At 65.9% G+C, this 15,560-nt stretch carries 15 protein-coding genes and 2 tRNA genes; 12 read left to right on the forward strand and 5 right to left on the reverse strand.

Going from position 1 to position 15,560, the window contains the following annotated elements; translation table 11 throughout:
- Window position 1 precedes the first annotated feature (1 nt).
- The 3 genes from FY251_RS08490 to FY251_RS08500 all read right to left on the reverse strand — a co-directional run bounded on the left by FY251_RS08490 (window position 2) and on the right by FY251_RS08500 (window position 4,179).
- Window positions 2-1,978: a 3-hydroxyacyl-CoA dehydrogenase/enoyl-CoA hydratase family protein gene (locus tag FY251_RS08490; RefSeq protein WP_148414337.1), complete on the reverse strand. Its 1,977-nt coding sequence runs from the start codon at window positions 1,976-1,978 to the stop codon at window positions 2-4.
- A 141-nt stretch (window positions 1,979-2,119) separates the two neighbouring features.
- The gene (locus FY251_RS08495) at window positions 2,120-2,701 is read right to left on the reverse strand and encodes a DNA-3-methyladenine glycosylase (protein ID WP_148414338.1); all 582 of its coding nucleotides are present in this window, start codon (window positions 2,699-2,701) and stop codon (window positions 2,120-2,122) included.
- 116 nt (window positions 2,702-2,817) lie between these two features.
- The gene (locus FY251_RS08500) at window positions 2,818-4,179 is read right to left on the reverse strand and encodes a RimK/LysX family protein (RefSeq protein ID WP_148414339.1); all 1,362 of its coding nucleotides are present in this window, start codon (window positions 4,177-4,179) and stop codon (window positions 2,818-2,820) included.
- Between the two features lie 131 nt (window positions 4,180-4,310).
- Here FY251_RS08500 and FY251_RS08505 point away from each other — a divergent pair, with 131 nt between their 5' ends.
- From FY251_RS08505 to FY251_RS08540, 8 genes are all read left to right on the forward strand, one after another.
- Window positions 4,311-5,336, forward strand: a complete 1,026-nt coding sequence (locus FY251_RS08505) for a succinylglutamate desuccinylase/aspartoacylase family protein (RefSeq protein ID WP_148414340.1) — start codon at window positions 4,311-4,313, stop codon at window positions 5,334-5,336.
- 110 nt (window positions 5,337-5,446) lie between these two features.
- A complete protein-coding gene (gene sdhC, locus FY251_RS08510; RefSeq protein WP_089777489.1) occupies window positions 5,447-5,842 on the forward strand; it encodes a succinate dehydrogenase, cytochrome b556 subunit in 396 nt (131 codons plus the stop codon).
- Entirely contained in the window at window positions 5,842-6,213 is a 372-nt protein-coding gene (locus FY251_RS08515; protein WP_004969334.1) for a succinate dehydrogenase hydrophobic membrane anchor subunit, read from the forward strand. Before sdhC ends, FY251_RS08515 begins: the two co-directional genes overlap by 1 nt.
- The gene (locus tag FY251_RS08520) at window positions 6,213-7,094 is read left to right on the forward strand and encodes a succinate dehydrogenase/fumarate reductase iron-sulfur subunit (RefSeq protein ID WP_148414341.1); all 882 of its coding nucleotides are present in this window, start codon (window positions 6,213-6,215) and stop codon (window positions 7,092-7,094) included. Before FY251_RS08515 ends, FY251_RS08520 begins: the two co-directional genes overlap by 1 nt.
- A gap of 55 nt (window positions 7,095-7,149) precedes the next feature.
- Entirely contained in the window at window positions 7,150-8,997 is a 1,848-nt protein-coding gene (locus FY251_RS08525) for an FAD-binding protein (RefSeq protein WP_148414342.1), read from the forward strand.
- Between the two features lie 149 nt (window positions 8,998-9,146).
- A tRNA-OTHER gene (locus FY251_RS08530) sits at window positions 9,147-9,244 on the forward strand.
- Between the two features lie 233 nt (window positions 9,245-9,477).
- Window positions 9,478-9,696 (forward strand): helix-turn-helix domain-containing protein, encoded by a 219-nt coding sequence (locus FY251_RS08535; protein ID WP_008094913.1) that lies wholly within the window; start codon window positions 9,478-9,480, stop codon window positions 9,694-9,696.
- A gap of 446 nt (window positions 9,697-10,142) precedes the next feature.
- On the forward strand, window positions 10,143-10,562 hold the full coding sequence (locus FY251_RS08540; RefSeq protein WP_089777485.1) for a hypothetical protein: 420 nt from the start codon (window positions 10,143-10,145) through the stop codon (window positions 10,560-10,562).
- Between the two features lie 83 nt (window positions 10,563-10,645).
- On the opposite strand, the gene FY251_RS08545 is transcribed toward FY251_RS08540, so the two are convergent.
- Both FY251_RS08545 and FY251_RS08550 read right to left on the reverse strand, forming a co-directional pair.
- Window positions 10,646-10,719 (reverse strand) — tRNA-Thr (locus FY251_RS08545).
- Between the two features lie 11 nt (window positions 10,720-10,730).
- On the reverse strand, window positions 10,731-11,258 hold the full coding sequence (locus tag FY251_RS08550) for a GNAT family N-acetyltransferase (protein WP_148414343.1): 528 nt from the start codon (window positions 11,256-11,258) through the stop codon (window positions 10,731-10,733).
- Window positions 11,259-11,586: 328 nt separating this feature from the next.
- On the opposite strand from FY251_RS08550, the gene FY251_RS08555 reads away from it, so the two are divergent.
- From FY251_RS08555 to FY251_RS08570, 4 genes are read left to right on the forward strand one after another with little or no spacing between them, the layout of a single operon-like run.
- Entirely contained in the window at window positions 11,587-12,525 is a 939-nt protein-coding gene (locus FY251_RS08555) for a branched-chain amino acid ABC transporter permease (RefSeq protein ID WP_187367376.1), read from the forward strand.
- On the forward strand, window positions 12,522-13,919 hold the full coding sequence (locus tag FY251_RS08560; protein WP_148414345.1) for a branched-chain amino acid ABC transporter permease: 1,398 nt from the start codon (window positions 12,522-12,524) through the stop codon (window positions 13,917-13,919). The genes FY251_RS08555 and FY251_RS08560 overlap by 4 nt, the downstream gene beginning before the upstream one ends.
- Complete coding sequence (locus FY251_RS08565) at window positions 13,912-14,775, forward strand: ABC transporter ATP-binding protein (RefSeq protein ID WP_148414346.1); 864 nt, start codon at window positions 13,912-13,914, stop codon at window positions 14,773-14,775. Before FY251_RS08560 ends, FY251_RS08565 begins: the two co-directional genes overlap by 8 nt.
- Window positions 14,772-15,533: an ABC transporter ATP-binding protein gene (locus FY251_RS08570; protein WP_148414347.1), complete on the forward strand. Its 762-nt coding sequence runs from the start codon at window positions 14,772-14,774 to the stop codon at window positions 15,531-15,533. The genes FY251_RS08565 and FY251_RS08570 overlap by 4 nt, the downstream gene beginning before the upstream one ends.
- Window positions 15,534-15,560: the final 27 nt, after the last annotated feature.

Consider the following 15,560-nt stretch of genomic DNA (forward strand, 5'->3'; position numbering starts at 1 on the left):
CTTACTCGCCCGTGAATTCGGGGTCGCGGTCGCTCGTGAAGGCGGCGACTCCCTCCATCAGGTCGGTGGTCGTGAACACCAGTCCGAACGCCTGTGATTCGACTTCGAGGCCGGCGTCGCTGTCTTCCCACGCGCTGTGCATGGCGCGTTTGGTGAGTCGCTGGGCGACGGGTGGTCCCTGTGCGAACTGTTTGGCGTACTCGAACGCCTCGGCCTCGAAGTTCTCGCTCTCGAAGAGTTCGTTGACGAAGCCGTAGTCGGCCATCGTCTCGGCGTCGTACCGGTCGGCGGTGAAGATGATTTCCTTCGCTCGACCCGTGCCGACGATGCGCTGGAGTCGGACGGTGCCGCCCCACCCGGGGACGAGACCGAGATTGTGTTCCGGTTGGCCGAACTCGGAGCGTTTCGTAGCGATTCGCAGGTCGGCGCACATGGTGAGTTCCATGCCGCCGCCCAGACAGAAGCCGTCGATGGCGGCGACGACGGGCATATCGCTCGCTTCGAGTTTGCCGAACGTCTGTTTGCCCGTCCGGGAGAGTTCGGTGCCGGTCAGGGCGTCGGGACCGCTCCCGGCGATGCTCGTCACGTCCGCACCGGCGGAGAACGCGCGCTCGCCGGCTCCCGTGAGGAGCACGGCGCGAACGTCGCCGTCGTCGTCGAACAGGTCGATGGCCGTCGACAGCTCCTCGATGAGCTCCGTGCTGATGGTGTTGAGACGGTGCGGGCGGTTGAGCGTGATGTGGCCGACGCCCTCGCGCACGTCAACCGAGATGGTGTCGAACGCGGGGACGTCGTCGGACGACTCCTCGCCGCCGTAGAAGCCCTCGCCGGACTGCGCGAGGTCGCGGAGGTACGCGACGGCCTCGTAACGCTCTTCGCCGGTCTCGTCGTGCAGGTCGTCGAGCGCGTCGACGAGGGTGTCGATACCGGCGCTGTCGGCCATCTTCGCCGGGCCGTCGGGGAAGCGCCCGCCGAGTTTGACCGCGCGGTCGATGGCGGCCGGGTCGGCCACGTCGTTTTCGACGAGGTCGGCGACCTCGTTCGCCATGACGCCCAGCAGGCGGTTCTTGACGGCCTCGCTCCCCTCGTCGTGGGGGACCTCAGCGCCCTCGCCGTCTTCGTGGTCGTAGAACCCCTTGCCGGTCTTCTGTCCGAGGTCGCCCGCTTCGACCTTCTCCGAGAGGAGCGGACAGGGTTCGTAGGCGTCGCCGAGCACCTCGTGCATGTATTCGAGGACGTGGTAGCCCACGTCGATGCCGACGTAGTCGGCGAGTTCGAAGCTCCCCATCGGGAGGCCCATGTCGTACTTCGTCGTGGCGTCGACTTCGACCATCGTCGCGTCGCCGGCGTGGACGATCCACGCGGCCTCGTTCATCAGCGGGACGAGGATGCGGTTCACGATGAAGCCGGGGCTGTCCTTGCGGACGCGGACGGGCGTCTTGCCCATCGACTCGGCGAGGTCTTCGACGAGGTCGAGCGTCTCGTCGGCGGTGTGCGCGCCGGAGATGACTTCGACGAGGTCCATGCGGACCGGCGGGTTGAAAAAGTGCATCCCGCAGAAGCGCTCGGGTCGCGCCGTCACCTCGGAGAGTTCGGTGATGGAGAGACTGGAGGTGTTGGTGGCGAACACCGTGTGGTCGGGGGCGTGTTCCTCCAACTCGGTGTACACCTCCTTTTTAATCGACATCTTCTCGGGGACGGCCTCGATGACGACGTCGGCGTCGGCGACGGCCTCGGCGAGGTCCACCGCGGTCGACACGCGGGCGAGCGCGGCGTCGGCGTCGTCCTGCGACAGTCGGTCCTTCTCGGCGAGCTTGTTCAGCGACCACTCGATTTGGTCGTAGCCCTTTCGGACGAACTCGTCTTCGATGTCGCGAAGCACGACGTCGTAGCCGGCGAGGGCCGCGACCTCCGCGATGCCGTGGCCCATGTTGCCCGCTCCGAGAACGGTGATGCTGTCGACGTCATCTACGTTCATGGAAGAACGTTATACTGCGTCGCGGTTTCAACGTTTCCCTCGCAGGAAAAATAAACAAAACTCGCGTTTATTTTCTCGATGATCGGCCCCGACGCAGTCTGTCGATTACTCGGGTCGAGTCGGCTTTCCACCGACTGCCGGTTAGTCGACGCACCGCCAGAGATACCGGCTGGCGTAGCTCCGATAGGGGGCCCATCGCTCGGCGCGCTCGCGCATCTCGCCGCGGGAGACGGCGTCGCGTTCGAACCCGAAGACGTGTTCCATGCCGCGGCGAATCCCGAGGTCCTCGACCGGGAACACGTCCTCGCGGGCGAGCACGAAGATGAGAAACATCTTCGCGGTCCAGTCGCCGACGCCGCGAATCTCGGTGAGCGCCGCGACGACTTCGCCGTCGTCCATCGCCCGGAGCGATTCGGCCGACAGTCCGTCTCGGAACGCGTCGGCGACGTTGCGGACGTAGCCCACTTTCTGGTTCGAGAGGCCGCAGTCGCGCAGAACGGCCTCGTCGGCGGCCAGTATCCCCTCGGGGGTGACCTCGACGCGGTCGAACAGGCGGTCTCGAATCGTCGCCGCCGCGGTCGTCGAGAGCTGTTGGTTGACAATCGAGACGACCAGTCGCTCGAAGGGGTCGTCGGCCGGGTCGAGCGAGAGCGGGCCGTGTTCGTCGACCACGTCGCCGAGGTGGGGGTCCGCCCGGAGTTCGCGGTAGGCGTCGTCGCTCATCGACTCGTGGTTGGGCCGTCGGGGAGAAAAGTGCGCGTGTCTCGGTTGCTCGGATGCGGTCGCCGGTCGGTTCGACGGCGGTGACCGCGCCGGTGGCCGCGGCGTGGCGGACCGACTTACTCTTCGAGGAGTTCCTCTTCTTCGTCGTCGCTGTCGTTGCGGTCGGCGTTGGCGCGGCGGCGCACGTCCACGCGGTAGTGTTCGAGGATGTCGCGGCCGAGCAGCAGCGGGTAGTCCATGTGCGAGCGGTCCTCGACGCTGGCGGTCACGGTGTGCTGGGTGCCGCCGATACCGATGACGAGGTCGACCACGGGGCGGGCCTTCCCGCTCTTGAGGCTCCCGGACTTCACGCGCGTCATGCTCTTAATCGGCCCCGCGCCGATTTCGGCGGCGAGGCTCGTGTCGATGCTCGTTCGGGTCGCGCCGGTGTCGGACTTCGCGAGGGTCTGCTGGGAGCCGCTGGTCCCGTTGACGACGACCTCCTCGATGTAGCCGATGAGGGGCGCTTCGCCGTCGATGATTGGCGACTCGTTGGGGGCACACGAGGGGACGGAGTCGTCGAGCGTCGCCGACAGCTCCTCGACGCGCGTGTCGTCGACCTCGCCGCCCGCGCGCTCGATTGCGAGCTTGGCGATGTGCGGCGCGGGGCTCTTGCCCGTCGCCTGATAGAGGCCCTTGAAACCGGCGGTCGGGTTGGCTTCGAGGACGAACCAGCCGTCGTCGCCCTCGACGAGGTCGACGCCGACGTAGTCCATCTCCATCACTTCGGCGGCGTAGAGCGCCGTCTCCTTTGCCTCCTCGGGCATCTCGTCGGTCGCGTCGAGCACGTCGCCGCCGAGGGCGACGTTGGTCCGCCAGTCGCCCTCCGGGGCGTAGCGGTACATCGCGCCGACGATTTCGCCGTCGACGATGTAGACGCGCAGGTCGCGGTGGCGGTCGCCGTCGCGGTCGATGAGCTTCTGGAGGAACGCCTGCCGGTTGCCGACCTTCGGGTTGACGGGCTCGGTCAGGTCGACCTTCCACGTCCCGCCGCCGTGGGTGCCGATGGCGGACTTGTAGACGCCGACGTCGCCGAAGCGCTCGCGGCCCTTGTTCAGCCGGTCGTTCGAGAGCGCGAGCAGCGCGTCGGGCACCTTGATGTTCCAGTTGGCGAGCGTCGCGGCCGTGGCGAACTTGTGGATGGCGGCGAGGACCGCGTCCGGCTCGTTGAGCATCGGGCGGATGCGGTTGAACGTCGTCGCCAGCCCGAGCAGTTCCGCGGGTTCCTCGGTGTTGGACAGGAGCAGTCGATTCGCGATGATGTCCACCTCAGGCTCGACTGTCACCTCGCCGTCTTCGATGCTGACCGCCGCGTTCTCCCGACGGAGCCACACCGGCTCGTGACCGAGGTCTTCGACCGCGTTGAGGATTGCCTTCGTCTCCTTGCTGTTGTGTAGAGAAAGCACGCCGACACGCACGGCGTCGTCTGTGGTGGACATACTCTGTTGATATCCTCCGGGTTTCAAAGATATGACGGTCGAGACCCGCGCCTCCGTGGTTCGAGCCCGCGAGGACGGCGTCGGGCGGTCCGTCGCGACCGTTTATAACCCCGGCCCTCCCATCGCATCACATGGCCGACAACGAGGCCTTCACCTACAACGGCGGGAAGGTCGAGCCGGGCGAGACACAGGACATCCGGTACGGCATCTCCGAGACGTATCTCGGCGACCCGGTTCGCATCCCCGTCACCATCATCAACGGGGAGCGGGCGGGGCCGACCGTGTTCCTCTCCGCCGCCGCCCACGGCGACGAACTGAACGGTATCGAGGTCGTCCGCGAGGTGGCCTACGAGTGGGACCTCGCGGACCTCGCGGGCACGCTCGTCTGCATGCCGGTGATGAACGTCCCCGCCTTTCTCGCCCAACAGCGATACCTCCCCATCTACGACCGCGACCTGAACCGGTCGTTTCCGGGCTCCGAGACCTCGACGGGGGCAAAGCGGATGGCCCACCGCATCTACCAGAACTTCATCGCGCCCTGCGACCTCGGCATCGACTTCCACACCTCGACGCGGGGGCGAACCAACATGCTCCACGTCCGCGCCGACATGTCCGACCCCGCGGTCGCGCGCCTCGCCAACGCCTTCGGCTCGCACGTCATCATCGACAGTTCGGGGTCCGGCGGGATGCTCCGAACCGAGTCGTCGGCGAACGGGACGCCGGCGATAACCGTCGAGATGGGCGAGGCCCACCGCTTCCAGCGCGAACTCATCGACGAGGCGCTCGCGGGCGTCGAGAGCGTCTTCGCCGAGTACGGCCTCCGGGGAACCTCGACGGTCAACTGGCCGGGCTGGCGGACCGTCATCTCGGACGAAAACGAAAAGACGTGGCTCCGCGCCGACGCGGGCGGCATCGTCGACATGCACCACGACCGCGGCGCGCTCGTCCACGAGGGCGACCGCATCTGCACGATTACGAACCCGTTCAAGGACGACAACGTGACCGTCGTCGCCCCCTTCACGGGCCTGCTCGTCGGCGTCCTCGAAAACCCGGTCGTCTACCCCGGCAACCCGCTTTGCCACCTCGTCGAACTGAAGGACAAGGTGCGGCGCGTCGTCGAGCGCGAGCAGTCCGGCTCCCCGGAGACGACGCGCTGAGACCGTTCGACCCGAACCGAGACACTCGGAGTCCGGCGATTTTTGCCGACCCTCACGAAACTCCATACACGTAAGTTCTATACCCTCCCCTTCCCGACACTCACAAGAGCATGAGTCAGTCTTACAATCGGGGCCTCATCGAGGACTTCAGCAGATGGCGGGAGTTCTCGGCCGGCATGTGGGCCTGGATATTCCACAAGTTCACCGGCTGGGTGCTTGTGGGCTATCTCTTCACCCACATCGCCGTGTTGTCGACGGCCCTCTCGGGCGCGACGGCGTACACGAACACGATTCAGGCGCTGGAGAGCCTCCTTGTCGTGCGTATTCTCGAAGTCGGACTGCTCGCTGTGGCGGTGTTTCACATCCTCAACGGACTGCGGCTGCTGTTCGTCGACTTGGGCGTCGGGCTGGAAGCACAGGACAGGAGCTTCTACGCGTCGCTCATCCTCACGGGTGTCATCGTCGTCGCGAGCGTCCCCACGTTCCTCTCGGGGGTGAGCCTCTGATGGCGGAGCGATACACGTCCTTCGAACCCGGCGGCCGTCGGTGGCTCTGGCAGCGGCTGACCGCCGCCTTCCTCGTCGTGGTGCTGGCGTTCCACTTCTTCCTGCTCCACTTCCTCAACCACGCAGACGAGGTGACGTTCGCGCTCTCGCAGGCGCGCATGGAGCAACTGACGTACTTCTCGCTGATGATCCTGTTCCTCGTCACCGCGACGTTCCACGGGGTCAACGGCGTCTACAACGCCCTCGTCAACCAGGGCCTCTCGGGCACCCGGAAGACGGCGGTCAAGGCGATTCTCGGTCTCGCGAGCGTCCTCCTCATCGTGCAGGGCGTCCGCACGGCCCTCGCGTGGGCCGGAGGTGTTCCCATCTAATGAGCACGCAAGTTCCCGAATCAGTCGAAGAGGAATCGGCCACCGAAACCGCGTCCGCCGGCAAGCAGAAGCGCGACGCGAAAAAGCGCGAGCGCGCCGAGCGCGTCCAAGAACAGCGCGAGGCCGAGGCGGCCGAGAAGGCGCGCTCCGCGGACGACACCTACCACCTCAAGGTCTTCCGTTACGACCCCGAGGTGCCGGAGAAACAGGAGCCCCGCTTCGACGACTTCCACGTCCCGTACAAACAGGGGATGACGATTCTCGACGCGCTCATATGGGCGCGGGACCACTACGACTCCTCGCTGACCTTCCGGCACTCCTGCCGGCAGGCCATCTGCGGGTCCGACGCGCTGTTCGTCAACGGCTCGCAGCGACTCGGCTGTAAGACCCAGCTGTCGGACCTCTCGGAGCCGGTTCGGGTCGAACCGCTCCCGCACGCCGACGTGGTCAAGGACCTCGTGGTCGACATGGAGCACTTCTACGACCAGATGGAGGCCGTCGAGCCGTACTTCCAGACGAACTCCCTTCCGGACGGCGAACTCGACGAGCAGCGGCAGACGCGCGAGAACCGCGAGAAGGTCAAGATGTCCACCCGCTGCATCTGGTGTAGCGCGTGTATGTCCTCGTGTAACATCGCCGCCGGCGACAACGAGTACCTCGGTCCCGCGGCCATCAACAAGGCCTACCGCTTCGCCATGGACGAACGCGAGGGCGAGGACATGAAACAGCGCCGTCTCGAAATCCTCGAACAGGAACACGGCGTCTGGCGCTGTCAGACCCAGTTCTCCTGTACCGAGGTGTGCCCGAAGGACATCCCCCTCACGGAGCACATCCAGGAGCTCAAGCGCGAGGCGATCAAGAACAACCTGAAGTTCTGGTGAACTTCCCGGTGAAACCCTGAAGTTCGACCAACCCTACGACACACCCAAACACACCATGTACGAACACGACGTTATCGTAGTCGGCGCGGGCGGGGCGGGCCTGCGCGCGGCGATTGCGGCACACGAAGAAGGAGCCGACGTGGCCATCGTGTCGAAGCTCCACCCGGTCCGAAGTCACACGGGCGCGGCGGAGGGCGGCATCAACGCCGCGCTCCGCGAAGGCGACTCGTGGGAGGACCACGCCTACGACACGATGAAGGGCTCGGACTATCTCGCCGACGCGCCGGCGGCCGAGACCCTCTGTAAGGACAGCCCGAAAGAGACCATCCAGCTCGAACACTGGGGAATGGCGTTCTCCCGGGACGACGACGGTCGCGTGAGTCAGCGACCGTTCGGCGGACTCTCGTTCCCGCGGACCACCTACGCGGGCGCGGAGACGGGCCACCAACTGCTCCACACGATGTACGAGCAGCTCGTCAAGCGCGGCATCAAGGTGTACGACGAGTGGCACGTCACCCGGCTGGCCGTCACCGACGAGGAGAAGCCCGAGGACCGGAACTGTCACGGCATCGTCGCCTACGACGTCCAGACCGGGCAGGTCGAGGGCTTCCGCGCCCGCAACGGCGTCATCCTCGCCACCGGCGGTCTCGGACAGGTCTACGACCACACGACGAACGCGGTCGCCAACACCGGCGACGGCGTCGCGATGGCCTACCGCGCGGGCGCGCCGATGGAGGACATGGAGTTCATCCAGTTCCACCCGACGACGCTCCCCTCGACGGGCGTCCTCATCACCGAGGGCGTCCGCGGCGAGGGCGGCATCCTCTACAACGAAAACGGCGAGCGCTTCATGTTCGAGTACGGCTACGCGAACAACCTCGGCGAACTCGCGTCCCGCGACGTCGTCTCCCGGGCCGAACTGACCGAGGTCAACGAGGGCCGCGGCATCGAAGACGAGTACGTCCACCTCGACATGCGCCACCTCGGCGAAGAGCGCATCATCGACCGCCTCGAAAACATCGTCCACCTCTCGGAGGACTTCGAGGGCGTCAACCCGCTCGACGCGCCGATGCCGGTCAAGCCCGGCCAGCACTACGCGATGGGCGGCATCGAGACCGACGAGAACGGCGAGACGTGTATCTCCGGCCTGTACGCGGCCGGCGAGTGCGCCTGCGCCTCCGTCCACGGCGGCAACCGCCTCGGCGGCAACGCGCTCCCCGAACTCATCGTCTTCGGCAAGCGCGCCGGCCACCACGCCGCGGGCAAGGACATGGAGGAGGCCAGAATCACGACCGGCAAGGAAGGCGAGTACGAACTCGGCGAGGTCGACTCGCCCGTCGAACTCGGCGAAGCCGGTATCGGCGAGGACGCCGTCGCGGACGGCGGCACGGCCGCCGACGCCGGCGCGTCCGCCTCCGGGACCGACCTCGTCCAGCGCGCCGTCGAAGACGAGCGCGAGACCATCGAGACGCTCCTGGAGCGAGACGACGGCATCCAGCAGGCCGAAATCCGCGAGCGCGTCCAGAAGTCGATGACGCGCAACGTGAACGTCTTCCGCGAGGAGTCGGCCCTCAAGGACGCGCTCCGCGACATCCGCGAGGCGCGCGAACTCTATCAGGACGTGTTCGTGGCCGACAAGTCGCGGACGTTCAACACCGACCTGCTGCAAACGCTGGAGACGCGCAACATCCTCGACATCGCGGAGGCCATCACGCTCGGCGCGCTCGCGCGCAACGAGTTCCGCGGTGCCCACTGGCGCAAGGAGTACCAGGAGCGCCGCGACGAAGAGTGGCTCAAGCACACGATGCTCTCGTGGAACGACGGCCGCCCGGAACTCTGGTTCAAGCCGGTCATCCTCGAAGGCGAGAACAAGACCTACGAGCCGAAGGTCCGGAGCTACTGAGCCGACGACGACCGCTCCGAGTCCGGACGACGTCTCTTTCGACGCCGACCGCTCAGTGGTGCATCGGCGGGCGCTCACCGCCGCCGAACCACGTGACGGCGACCGAGACCACCAACGGCTATTTGCTCGCTCGACCCCTACCCCCGGCCGGAAGGGTGGCTCAGTGGTAGAGCACACCGGCGCAGGCCCTCGCGGTCGGACCGGTGGTTTTCAATGGCTTCGCGTGGTTCGACTCCCGCCCCTTCCGTCTCGGAACCGCGACGCCCGGGCGTTCGCTCCTCAACCGCCCCGGCCCGATTCCTTCGACGACAGTCGAAGTTGAAGCCGTCGAACGGCGGATTTTACCCGATGTACGTTCGTGACGAATTCGACGATTCCCCCGAATTCGAGACGTTCGCCGCCTCACCCCCGACCTCGGTTCTTCGACGATTGTTGTAAGAGAGTTTTATTATCGTCGAAGCAAACAGAACGACAACGACCATGCAACAGACGGTTCCGACCATCGAAGTCCCCGGCGAACTCGAATCGCCCTCGGCCAAGCTCGTGTACCTCTATCTCACCACGCACGACGGCGCGTCCATCACCGACCTGCAAAACGGGCTGGAGATGAAGAAAATCGCCCTCTACAGCATCCTCAGTACGCTCTCGAAGCGCGGGTTCGTCCGACAGGACGCCGAACGCTACCACGTCGCGCAGTGACCGAACGCTGAGTCAGTGATTTCTCGGCGAGCGCGCCGCCCGTACCTGTGCGCCGTCGCGGACCATATCCTCGCAGTTCGGGCAGACGCGCGGGTTCTCCATGCCATCTGGAGCGAACACTCGGGCGTATGCGGGCGTCACGAACGAGCCACAGTTCTGACATTCCGGCATGGTAGCTAGTATCCTCCATGAATATCACATAAGTTTTCTCCCTACGCGACTGCGAGAAGCAGGCCGACGACGAGGAGCGCGAAGATGAGAAGCGTCACGGCGAGCATGAATTGGTCGGTCGCGTTCATACCGAACACGACGTTCCCGATAAAGATAAAATTCCGTCTCGACGCCGCGTCCGCGCCGTTCTCGTGGGGTTCTCTGATTTTCGACCGCGATAACGAGGGGGGTAGAACTAAATTCCTCGCACCCATCGGTCCCGTAACGGTCCTCCAATGGAGTTCGTGTACGCGCTGTCTGGGTTGTTCGCCGGGCTCTTCCTCGGAGCGGTGGCAGTCGTCACCGCGCTCACGTACACGCCCTACGGCGCGTCGCTGTTCGACACCGCGATAACGGCGCTGACCGGCGTCACGCTCCAACTGGGGAATCTCCTTTTCATCTCGGCGCTCACCGCCTTCGCGTTCGAGGGGCTGATGATGCTGGGAATCCGGTATCCGGTCGTCGTCCCCGCGGCGTTCGCGTACGTACTGACTCACGTCACGGTCTACTACTCGTGTATCCGCATCACCGACCTCCAGTCGGAGCCGCTCGACCCCGACGTCATCATCAAGCACAACCCGTTCCGCGCGCTCGTCCTCGGCGTCCCGGGGACGCTTCTCCTCATCCGCGTGCGGTCGCCCGCCCGGCGGAACTGACGGCGCGGCGGTTCGGCCCCGGTCGCGGCGGTGGCTCGCGGTGGGCGACGAGACGCAAGAGAACCGAGCGAACCGCCGAGGGAAGCCAGGAGTGGGATTCGAACCCACGAAGTCTCGATTACAAGTCGAGTGCATGAACCGCCCATGCTCTCCTGGCGCGTCTGCCGGTTACCCGTCCTCCTTTGAGTGTGTATCGCTTCGCATCGATTTCTCCAGTTCGACGCGGTGGGGTCGATAGCCGTGTCGTCGGTAGAACCGGCGGGCGGCCTCGTTGGCCGCCAGCACGTCCAGCGCGACGGTGTCGGCTCCAGCCTCGCCGAGCGCGTCCTCCGCCGCCGCCAGCAGTCGCGTGCCGACGCCGGCGTTCCGGTACGCCGGCCGGACGAACAGGTTCCGGACCATCCCGCGGGTCGCGTCCTGCTCGTACGCCCCCGCCTCGATGTCGAACATGACGAACCCGACGAGGCCGTCCGCGTCCGCGGGTTCCGTCCCGCACCCCGAACCGGCCGCCTCATCGCCCTCCCGGGCGACGAGCACGCCGTCGGCGGCGACGTGCCGAGCCAGCGCCTCCCGAATCGACGTCCGGTTGGCGTCGGCCCGGAGGTGCGACCCGAACGCCCGCTGGTCCGCGGCGAGTTCGACCCACAGGTCGGCGAGGGCGTCGAGGTCCGAAAACGCCGCCGAACTGACGCGCATGGTGTCTGTCGTGGCTCTATCCGCTTTTAAGTGTCGACGATTCGACTCCAAATCGGGGAATCGCATTCCTGCGGGGTGCCGAGTGGGGTCAGTAAAGACGACCGATGAGGAAAGATTTATCTATGTTTATGGTCCGCACATATCATGAGGATAGTTATCAATGGGTATTGCCGAAACCTACACTCGGGGAAGGCAGCTCGCCATCGAGCGTCCGTTCGCGCTCGTCTTGGCGGTCATCGCAGTCGTACTACTCGGTGACTTGCTTCTCGGGTTAGCAACGGGGCAGACGCAGTTTGCCGACATTGGCACGCTCGTCTGGGACGGTCTGATGCGGGGGCTCGTAATCGGCCTCGCGGGCATCGGGTTGTCGATGACGTACAGCATTCTAAACTTCGCTAATTTCTCGCACGGCGACTACATCACGGCCGGAGCGTTCTCGGGGTGGGCGACGACGTATCTCATCGCCGGACTGGGTCGCGCCGACGTCGGCGCGCTCCTGCTCGTCGGGGCCGGGGGGTCGGTCTACGGCGGGACGCTCGGTATCGGGATGCTCTCGACGCCGCTCGCGGTCGTCGCCGGCATCGTCGTCTCCGGCGGCTTCGCTATCGCGCTGTCGCTCGCGGTCGACCGGACCATCTTCAAACCGATTCGAAACGAGGACGGCATCACGCTTCTCATCACGAGCGTCGGCGTCGCGTTCGCGCTCCGCTACCTGATGCAGTTCGTCTTCGGCTCCGACGTTCGCGGCACGACGGCCCAACCGCCCTCGATATCGCTGTACTTCGTCGACGGCACGGTCTTCATCAACGCCCACGACATCACGCTCCTCGTGGTCGCCTCGGCGCTGATGCTCGGCGTTCACGTCCTCTTGCAGCGGACGAAACTCGGGAAGGCGATGCGCGCGATGGCCGACAACAAGGACCTCGCGCTCATCACCGGCATCTCCACCGAGCGCGTCGTCCGCGCGACGTGGATTATCGGCGGCGGGCTGACCGGCGTCGCCGGGTACATGTTCATTCTCTGGAAAGGGACGCTCGGGTTCAACGACGGGTGGCTCCTGTTGCTTCTCATCTTCGCCGCGGTCATCCTCGGCGGCATCGGCTCCATCTACGGGGCCATCGCCGGCGGCCTCGTCATCGGGCTGACGGCCTCGATGTCGGTCCTGTGGATTCCCTCGGCGTTCTCGCGGGCCGCCGCCTTCGTCGTCATGATCGTCATCCTGCTCGTGAAACCGTCCGGGCTGTTCAGCGGGAGGGCGACCGCATGAGCGTCCGCGACGACTTCACCGACCGCATTCCGGGCGGCGACGCGGGCCTCATCGTGTTGGTCCTCCTCGGGACGTACCTCGCGTACGTCCTCGCCGGGTTCGTCCTCGGCTACACGCTCCGCGGACAGCTCAACTCCATCGCGACGCTGACGTTCTACATCGGCGTCTTCGCCATGCTGTCGCTCGCGCTCAACCTCCATTGGGGGTACACCGGGCTGTTCAACATCGGCATCGTCGGCTTCATGGCCGTCGGCGTCTACGTCACGGCGATCGTGACGAAGCCGACGTACGTCGCCGGCGGCGCGGCGCAGGTCGGCGGCCTCGGCCTGCCGCTTTGGGTCGGCATCCTCGCCGGGATGCTCGCGGCCGCGCTCTTGGGGCTCGTGGTCGCGCTCCCGGCGCTCCGGTTGCGGGCCGACTACCTCGCTATCGTCACCATCGCCATGTCGGAAATCGTCCGGTTCAGCTTCCTCTCCGGCGAACTCCAGCAGTTCCAGCTGTTCGGCAACCGCGTCGGCTTCGGCGGCGGGTCGGGGCTCATCCTCGACTTCGCCCCGCCGCTGGAGGCGCTGCTCCGCGGCGTCGGCCTCTGGAACGCGTACCTCGGCTTCGTCGACGCCTTCCAAGTGGTGGTGCCGAGGAACCCCAAGCCGGTCGTCGACGGCCTCATCTACGGGCTGTTGCTCCTCGGCTTCGTCGCGGCGTTCTACTGGCTGCTCAAGCGCACCGGCGAGTCGCCGTTCGGTCGCGTCCTGAAGGCCATCCGCGAGGACGAGGACGTGGCGAACGCCCTCGGCAAGAACACCGACCGGTTCAAAATCAAGTCGTTCATGCTCGGCTGCGCGCTCATGGGGCTCGCCGGCATCCTCTGGCTCGTCCCGCAGGGCGCGGTGACGCCGAACTTCTTCCGACCGCGCGTGACGTTCTTCGTCTGGATTGCCCTCATCATCGGCGGGGCCGGTTCGAATACGGGCAGCGTCCTCGGTGGGGCCGTCTTCGCGGCGGTGCTCTACCAGGGGCCGCGGTACTTCCAGAACCTCGTGACGGCGGTGTTCCCCAACCTCGACTCGCCGTCCGGCTTCGGACAGGCCATCTCGCCGCTCATCTCGCAGTTCGACCCCGTGCCGTTCCTCCTGTACACGGTCGACAGCATCCGGCAGCTCCAACTGGTCGTGATGGGCCTCGTGCTCATCTGGCTGATGCACAACCGACCGGAGGGGATGCTCGGCTACCGCAAGGAGACGGCGTCCGTCATCCCGCTGTCGCGGCCGAAGTCGATGACCGCCGACGGCGGCGACGACGACTCGGTCCGCACCGACGGCGGCGACGACGACTCGGTCCGCACCGACGGCGGCGTCGACGCCGCGGCCGAGGGGGGTGAGACCGATGAGTGACGCCGCCGACCGGCCCGTCGAAGACGTGGTGAACAAGGTCGACGAGGGCGCGCTCGGCGCGTTCGCCTCCGGCGTCGACACGTCGGTCGACTACCCGCTGCAGGTCGAGGGACTGGAGAAGTCCTTCGGCGGCATCACCGCCGTCGACGGCGCGACCTTCGAGGTCGAATCGGGGACGCTCACGGGGCTTATCGGGCCGAACGGCGCCGGTAAGTCGACGACGTTCAACCTCATCACAGGTATGCTCAAGCCCGACGCCGGGACGGTCACGTTCAACGGCGAGGACATCACCGGCGAAGAGCCGCACCAAATCGCCAACCGCGGGATGGTCCGGACGTTCCAAATCGCCCGCGAACTGAGCGAGATGACCGTCCTCGAAAACATGATGCTCGCGCCGAAACACCAGCGCGGCGAGGCGCTGTGGCGCTCGGTCATGCCGGGCGTCCGCGACGACGTCCGCGAACAGGAAGAAGAACTGCTCGAACGCGTCTGGGAGGTGCTCGACTTCTTCGACATCGCTCACATCGCAGAGGAGTACGCGGGCAACCTCTCCGGCGGCCAGCGCAAACTCCTCGAAATGGCGCGGGCGCTGCTGACCGACCCCGACATGCTACTCTTGGACGAGCCGTTCGCCGGGGTCAACCCCACGCTGGAGAAGAAGCTGCTCGAACACGTACACGAACTCCGCGAACAGGGTTACACGTTCCTGCTCGTCGAACACGACATGGACCTCATCATGGACAACTGTGAACACGTCATCGTCCTCCACCAGGGCAAAGTGCTCACCGAGGGGACGCCCGACGAGATTCGGAGCAACGAAGAGGTCATCGAGGCCTACCTCGGGGGCAACGTATGAGCGTCGACGCCAACACCGACGCGACGAGCGGCGCGGGCGTCGAGGACCGAGACGACGTGCTCTTGCGCGTCCGCGACCTCGACGCCGGCTACGGCGACCTCCAGATACTCACCGACGTCGACATGGACGTGTTCGACGGCGAGTACGTCACCATCGTCGGGCCGAACGGGGCCGGCAAGTCGACGACGATGAAATCCGTCTTCGGGTTGACCGCCCACATGGGCGGCAACGTCCGGTTCAAAGACGAGGACATCACCGGCCGTCGCCCCGAGGAAATCATCCACGTCGGCATCGGCTACGTCCCGCAGAACGACAACATCTTCCCGACGCTGACGGTCGAAGAGAATCTCGAAATGGGCGCGTACATCCTCGACGAGGTGCCGCAGGACGCCATGGAGGCGGTCTACGAGCGGTTCCCCATCCTCAGAGAGCGGAAAGACCAGAAGGCGGGCACCATGTCCGGCGGGCAACAGCAGATGCTCGCGATGGGTCGCGCGCTCATGCTCGACCCCGACCTGCTGCTGTTAGACGAGCCGTCGGCGGGGCTCGCGCCCGACCTCGTCGAGGAGATGTTCGACAAAATCGACGAGATCAACGAGGCCGGCACGGCCATCCTGATGGTCGAACAGAACGCCAAGGAGGCGCTCCGGCGCTGTGACCGCGGCTACGTCCTCGCCAACGGGCAGAACCGCTACATGGACACCGGGACGGCGCTCCTCGAAGACGAACAGGTCAGGCAGGACTTCCTCGGCGGATAGTCCGTCTCCCGCCTCCGGGAGGCCGCG

The sequence above is a fragment of the Haloferax sp. KTX1 genome, assembly GCF_902410085.1.
Lineage (GTDB): Archaea > Halobacteriota > Halobacteria > Halobacteriales > Haloferacaceae > Haloferax > Haloferax massiliensis.

What these genes read in the sequence shown, in the direction of transcription:
- FY251_RS08500 (WP_148414339.1), bottom strand. Translation starts at nt 4,179, where the DNA reads ATGTCCACCACAGACGACGCCGTGCGTGTCGGCGTGCTTTCTCTACAC.
- FY251_RS08550 (WP_148414343.1), bottom strand. Translation starts at nt 11,258, where the DNA reads ATGCGCGTCAGTTCGGCGGCGTTTTCGGACCTCGACGCCCTCGCCGAC.
- FY251_RS08540 (WP_089777485.1), top strand. Translation starts at nt 10,143, where the DNA reads ATGGAGTTCGTGTACGCGCTGTCTGGGTTGTTCGCCGGGCTCTTCCTC.
- FY251_RS08495 (WP_148414338.1), bottom strand. Translation starts at nt 2,701, where the DNA reads ATGAGCGACGACGCCTACCGCGAACTCCGGGCGGACCCCCACCTCGGC.
- FY251_RS08520 (WP_148414341.1), top strand. Translation starts at nt 6,213, where the DNA reads ATGAGCACGCAAGTTCCCGAATCAGTCGAAGAGGAATCGGCCACCGAA.
- FY251_RS08490 (WP_148414337.1), bottom strand. Translation starts at nt 1,978, where the DNA reads ATGAACGTAGATGACGTCGACAGCATCACCGTTCTCGGAGCGGGCAAC.
- FY251_RS08555 (WP_187367376.1), top strand. Translation starts at nt 11,587, where the DNA reads ATGCGGGGGCTCGTAATCGGCCTCGCGGGCATCGGGTTGTCGATGACG.
- FY251_RS08525 (WP_148414342.1), top strand. Translation starts at nt 7,150, where the DNA reads ATGTACGAACACGACGTTATCGTAGTCGGCGCGGGCGGGGCGGGCCTG.
- FY251_RS08570 (WP_148414347.1), top strand. Translation starts at nt 14,772, where the DNA reads ATGAGCGTCGACGCCAACACCGACGCGACGAGCGGCGCGGGCGTCGAG.
- FY251_RS08505 (WP_148414340.1), top strand. Translation starts at nt 4,311, where the DNA reads ATGGCCGACAACGAGGCCTTCACCTACAACGGCGGGAAGGTCGAGCCG.
- FY251_RS08560 (WP_148414345.1), top strand. Translation starts at nt 12,522, where the DNA reads ATGAGCGTCCGCGACGACTTCACCGACCGCATTCCGGGCGGCGACGCG.
- sdhC (WP_089777489.1), top strand. Translation starts at nt 5,447, where the DNA reads ATGAGTCAGTCTTACAATCGGGGCCTCATCGAGGACTTCAGCAGATGG.
- FY251_RS08565 (WP_148414346.1), top strand. Translation starts at nt 13,912, where the DNA reads ATGAGTGACGCCGCCGACCGGCCCGTCGAAGACGTGGTGAACAAGGTC.
- FY251_RS08515 (WP_004969334.1), top strand. Translation starts at nt 5,842, where the DNA reads ATGGCGGAGCGATACACGTCCTTCGAACCCGGCGGCCGTCGGTGGCTC.
- FY251_RS08535 (WP_008094913.1), top strand. Translation starts at nt 9,478, where the DNA reads ATGCAACAGACGGTTCCGACCATCGAAGTCCCCGGCGAACTCGAATCG.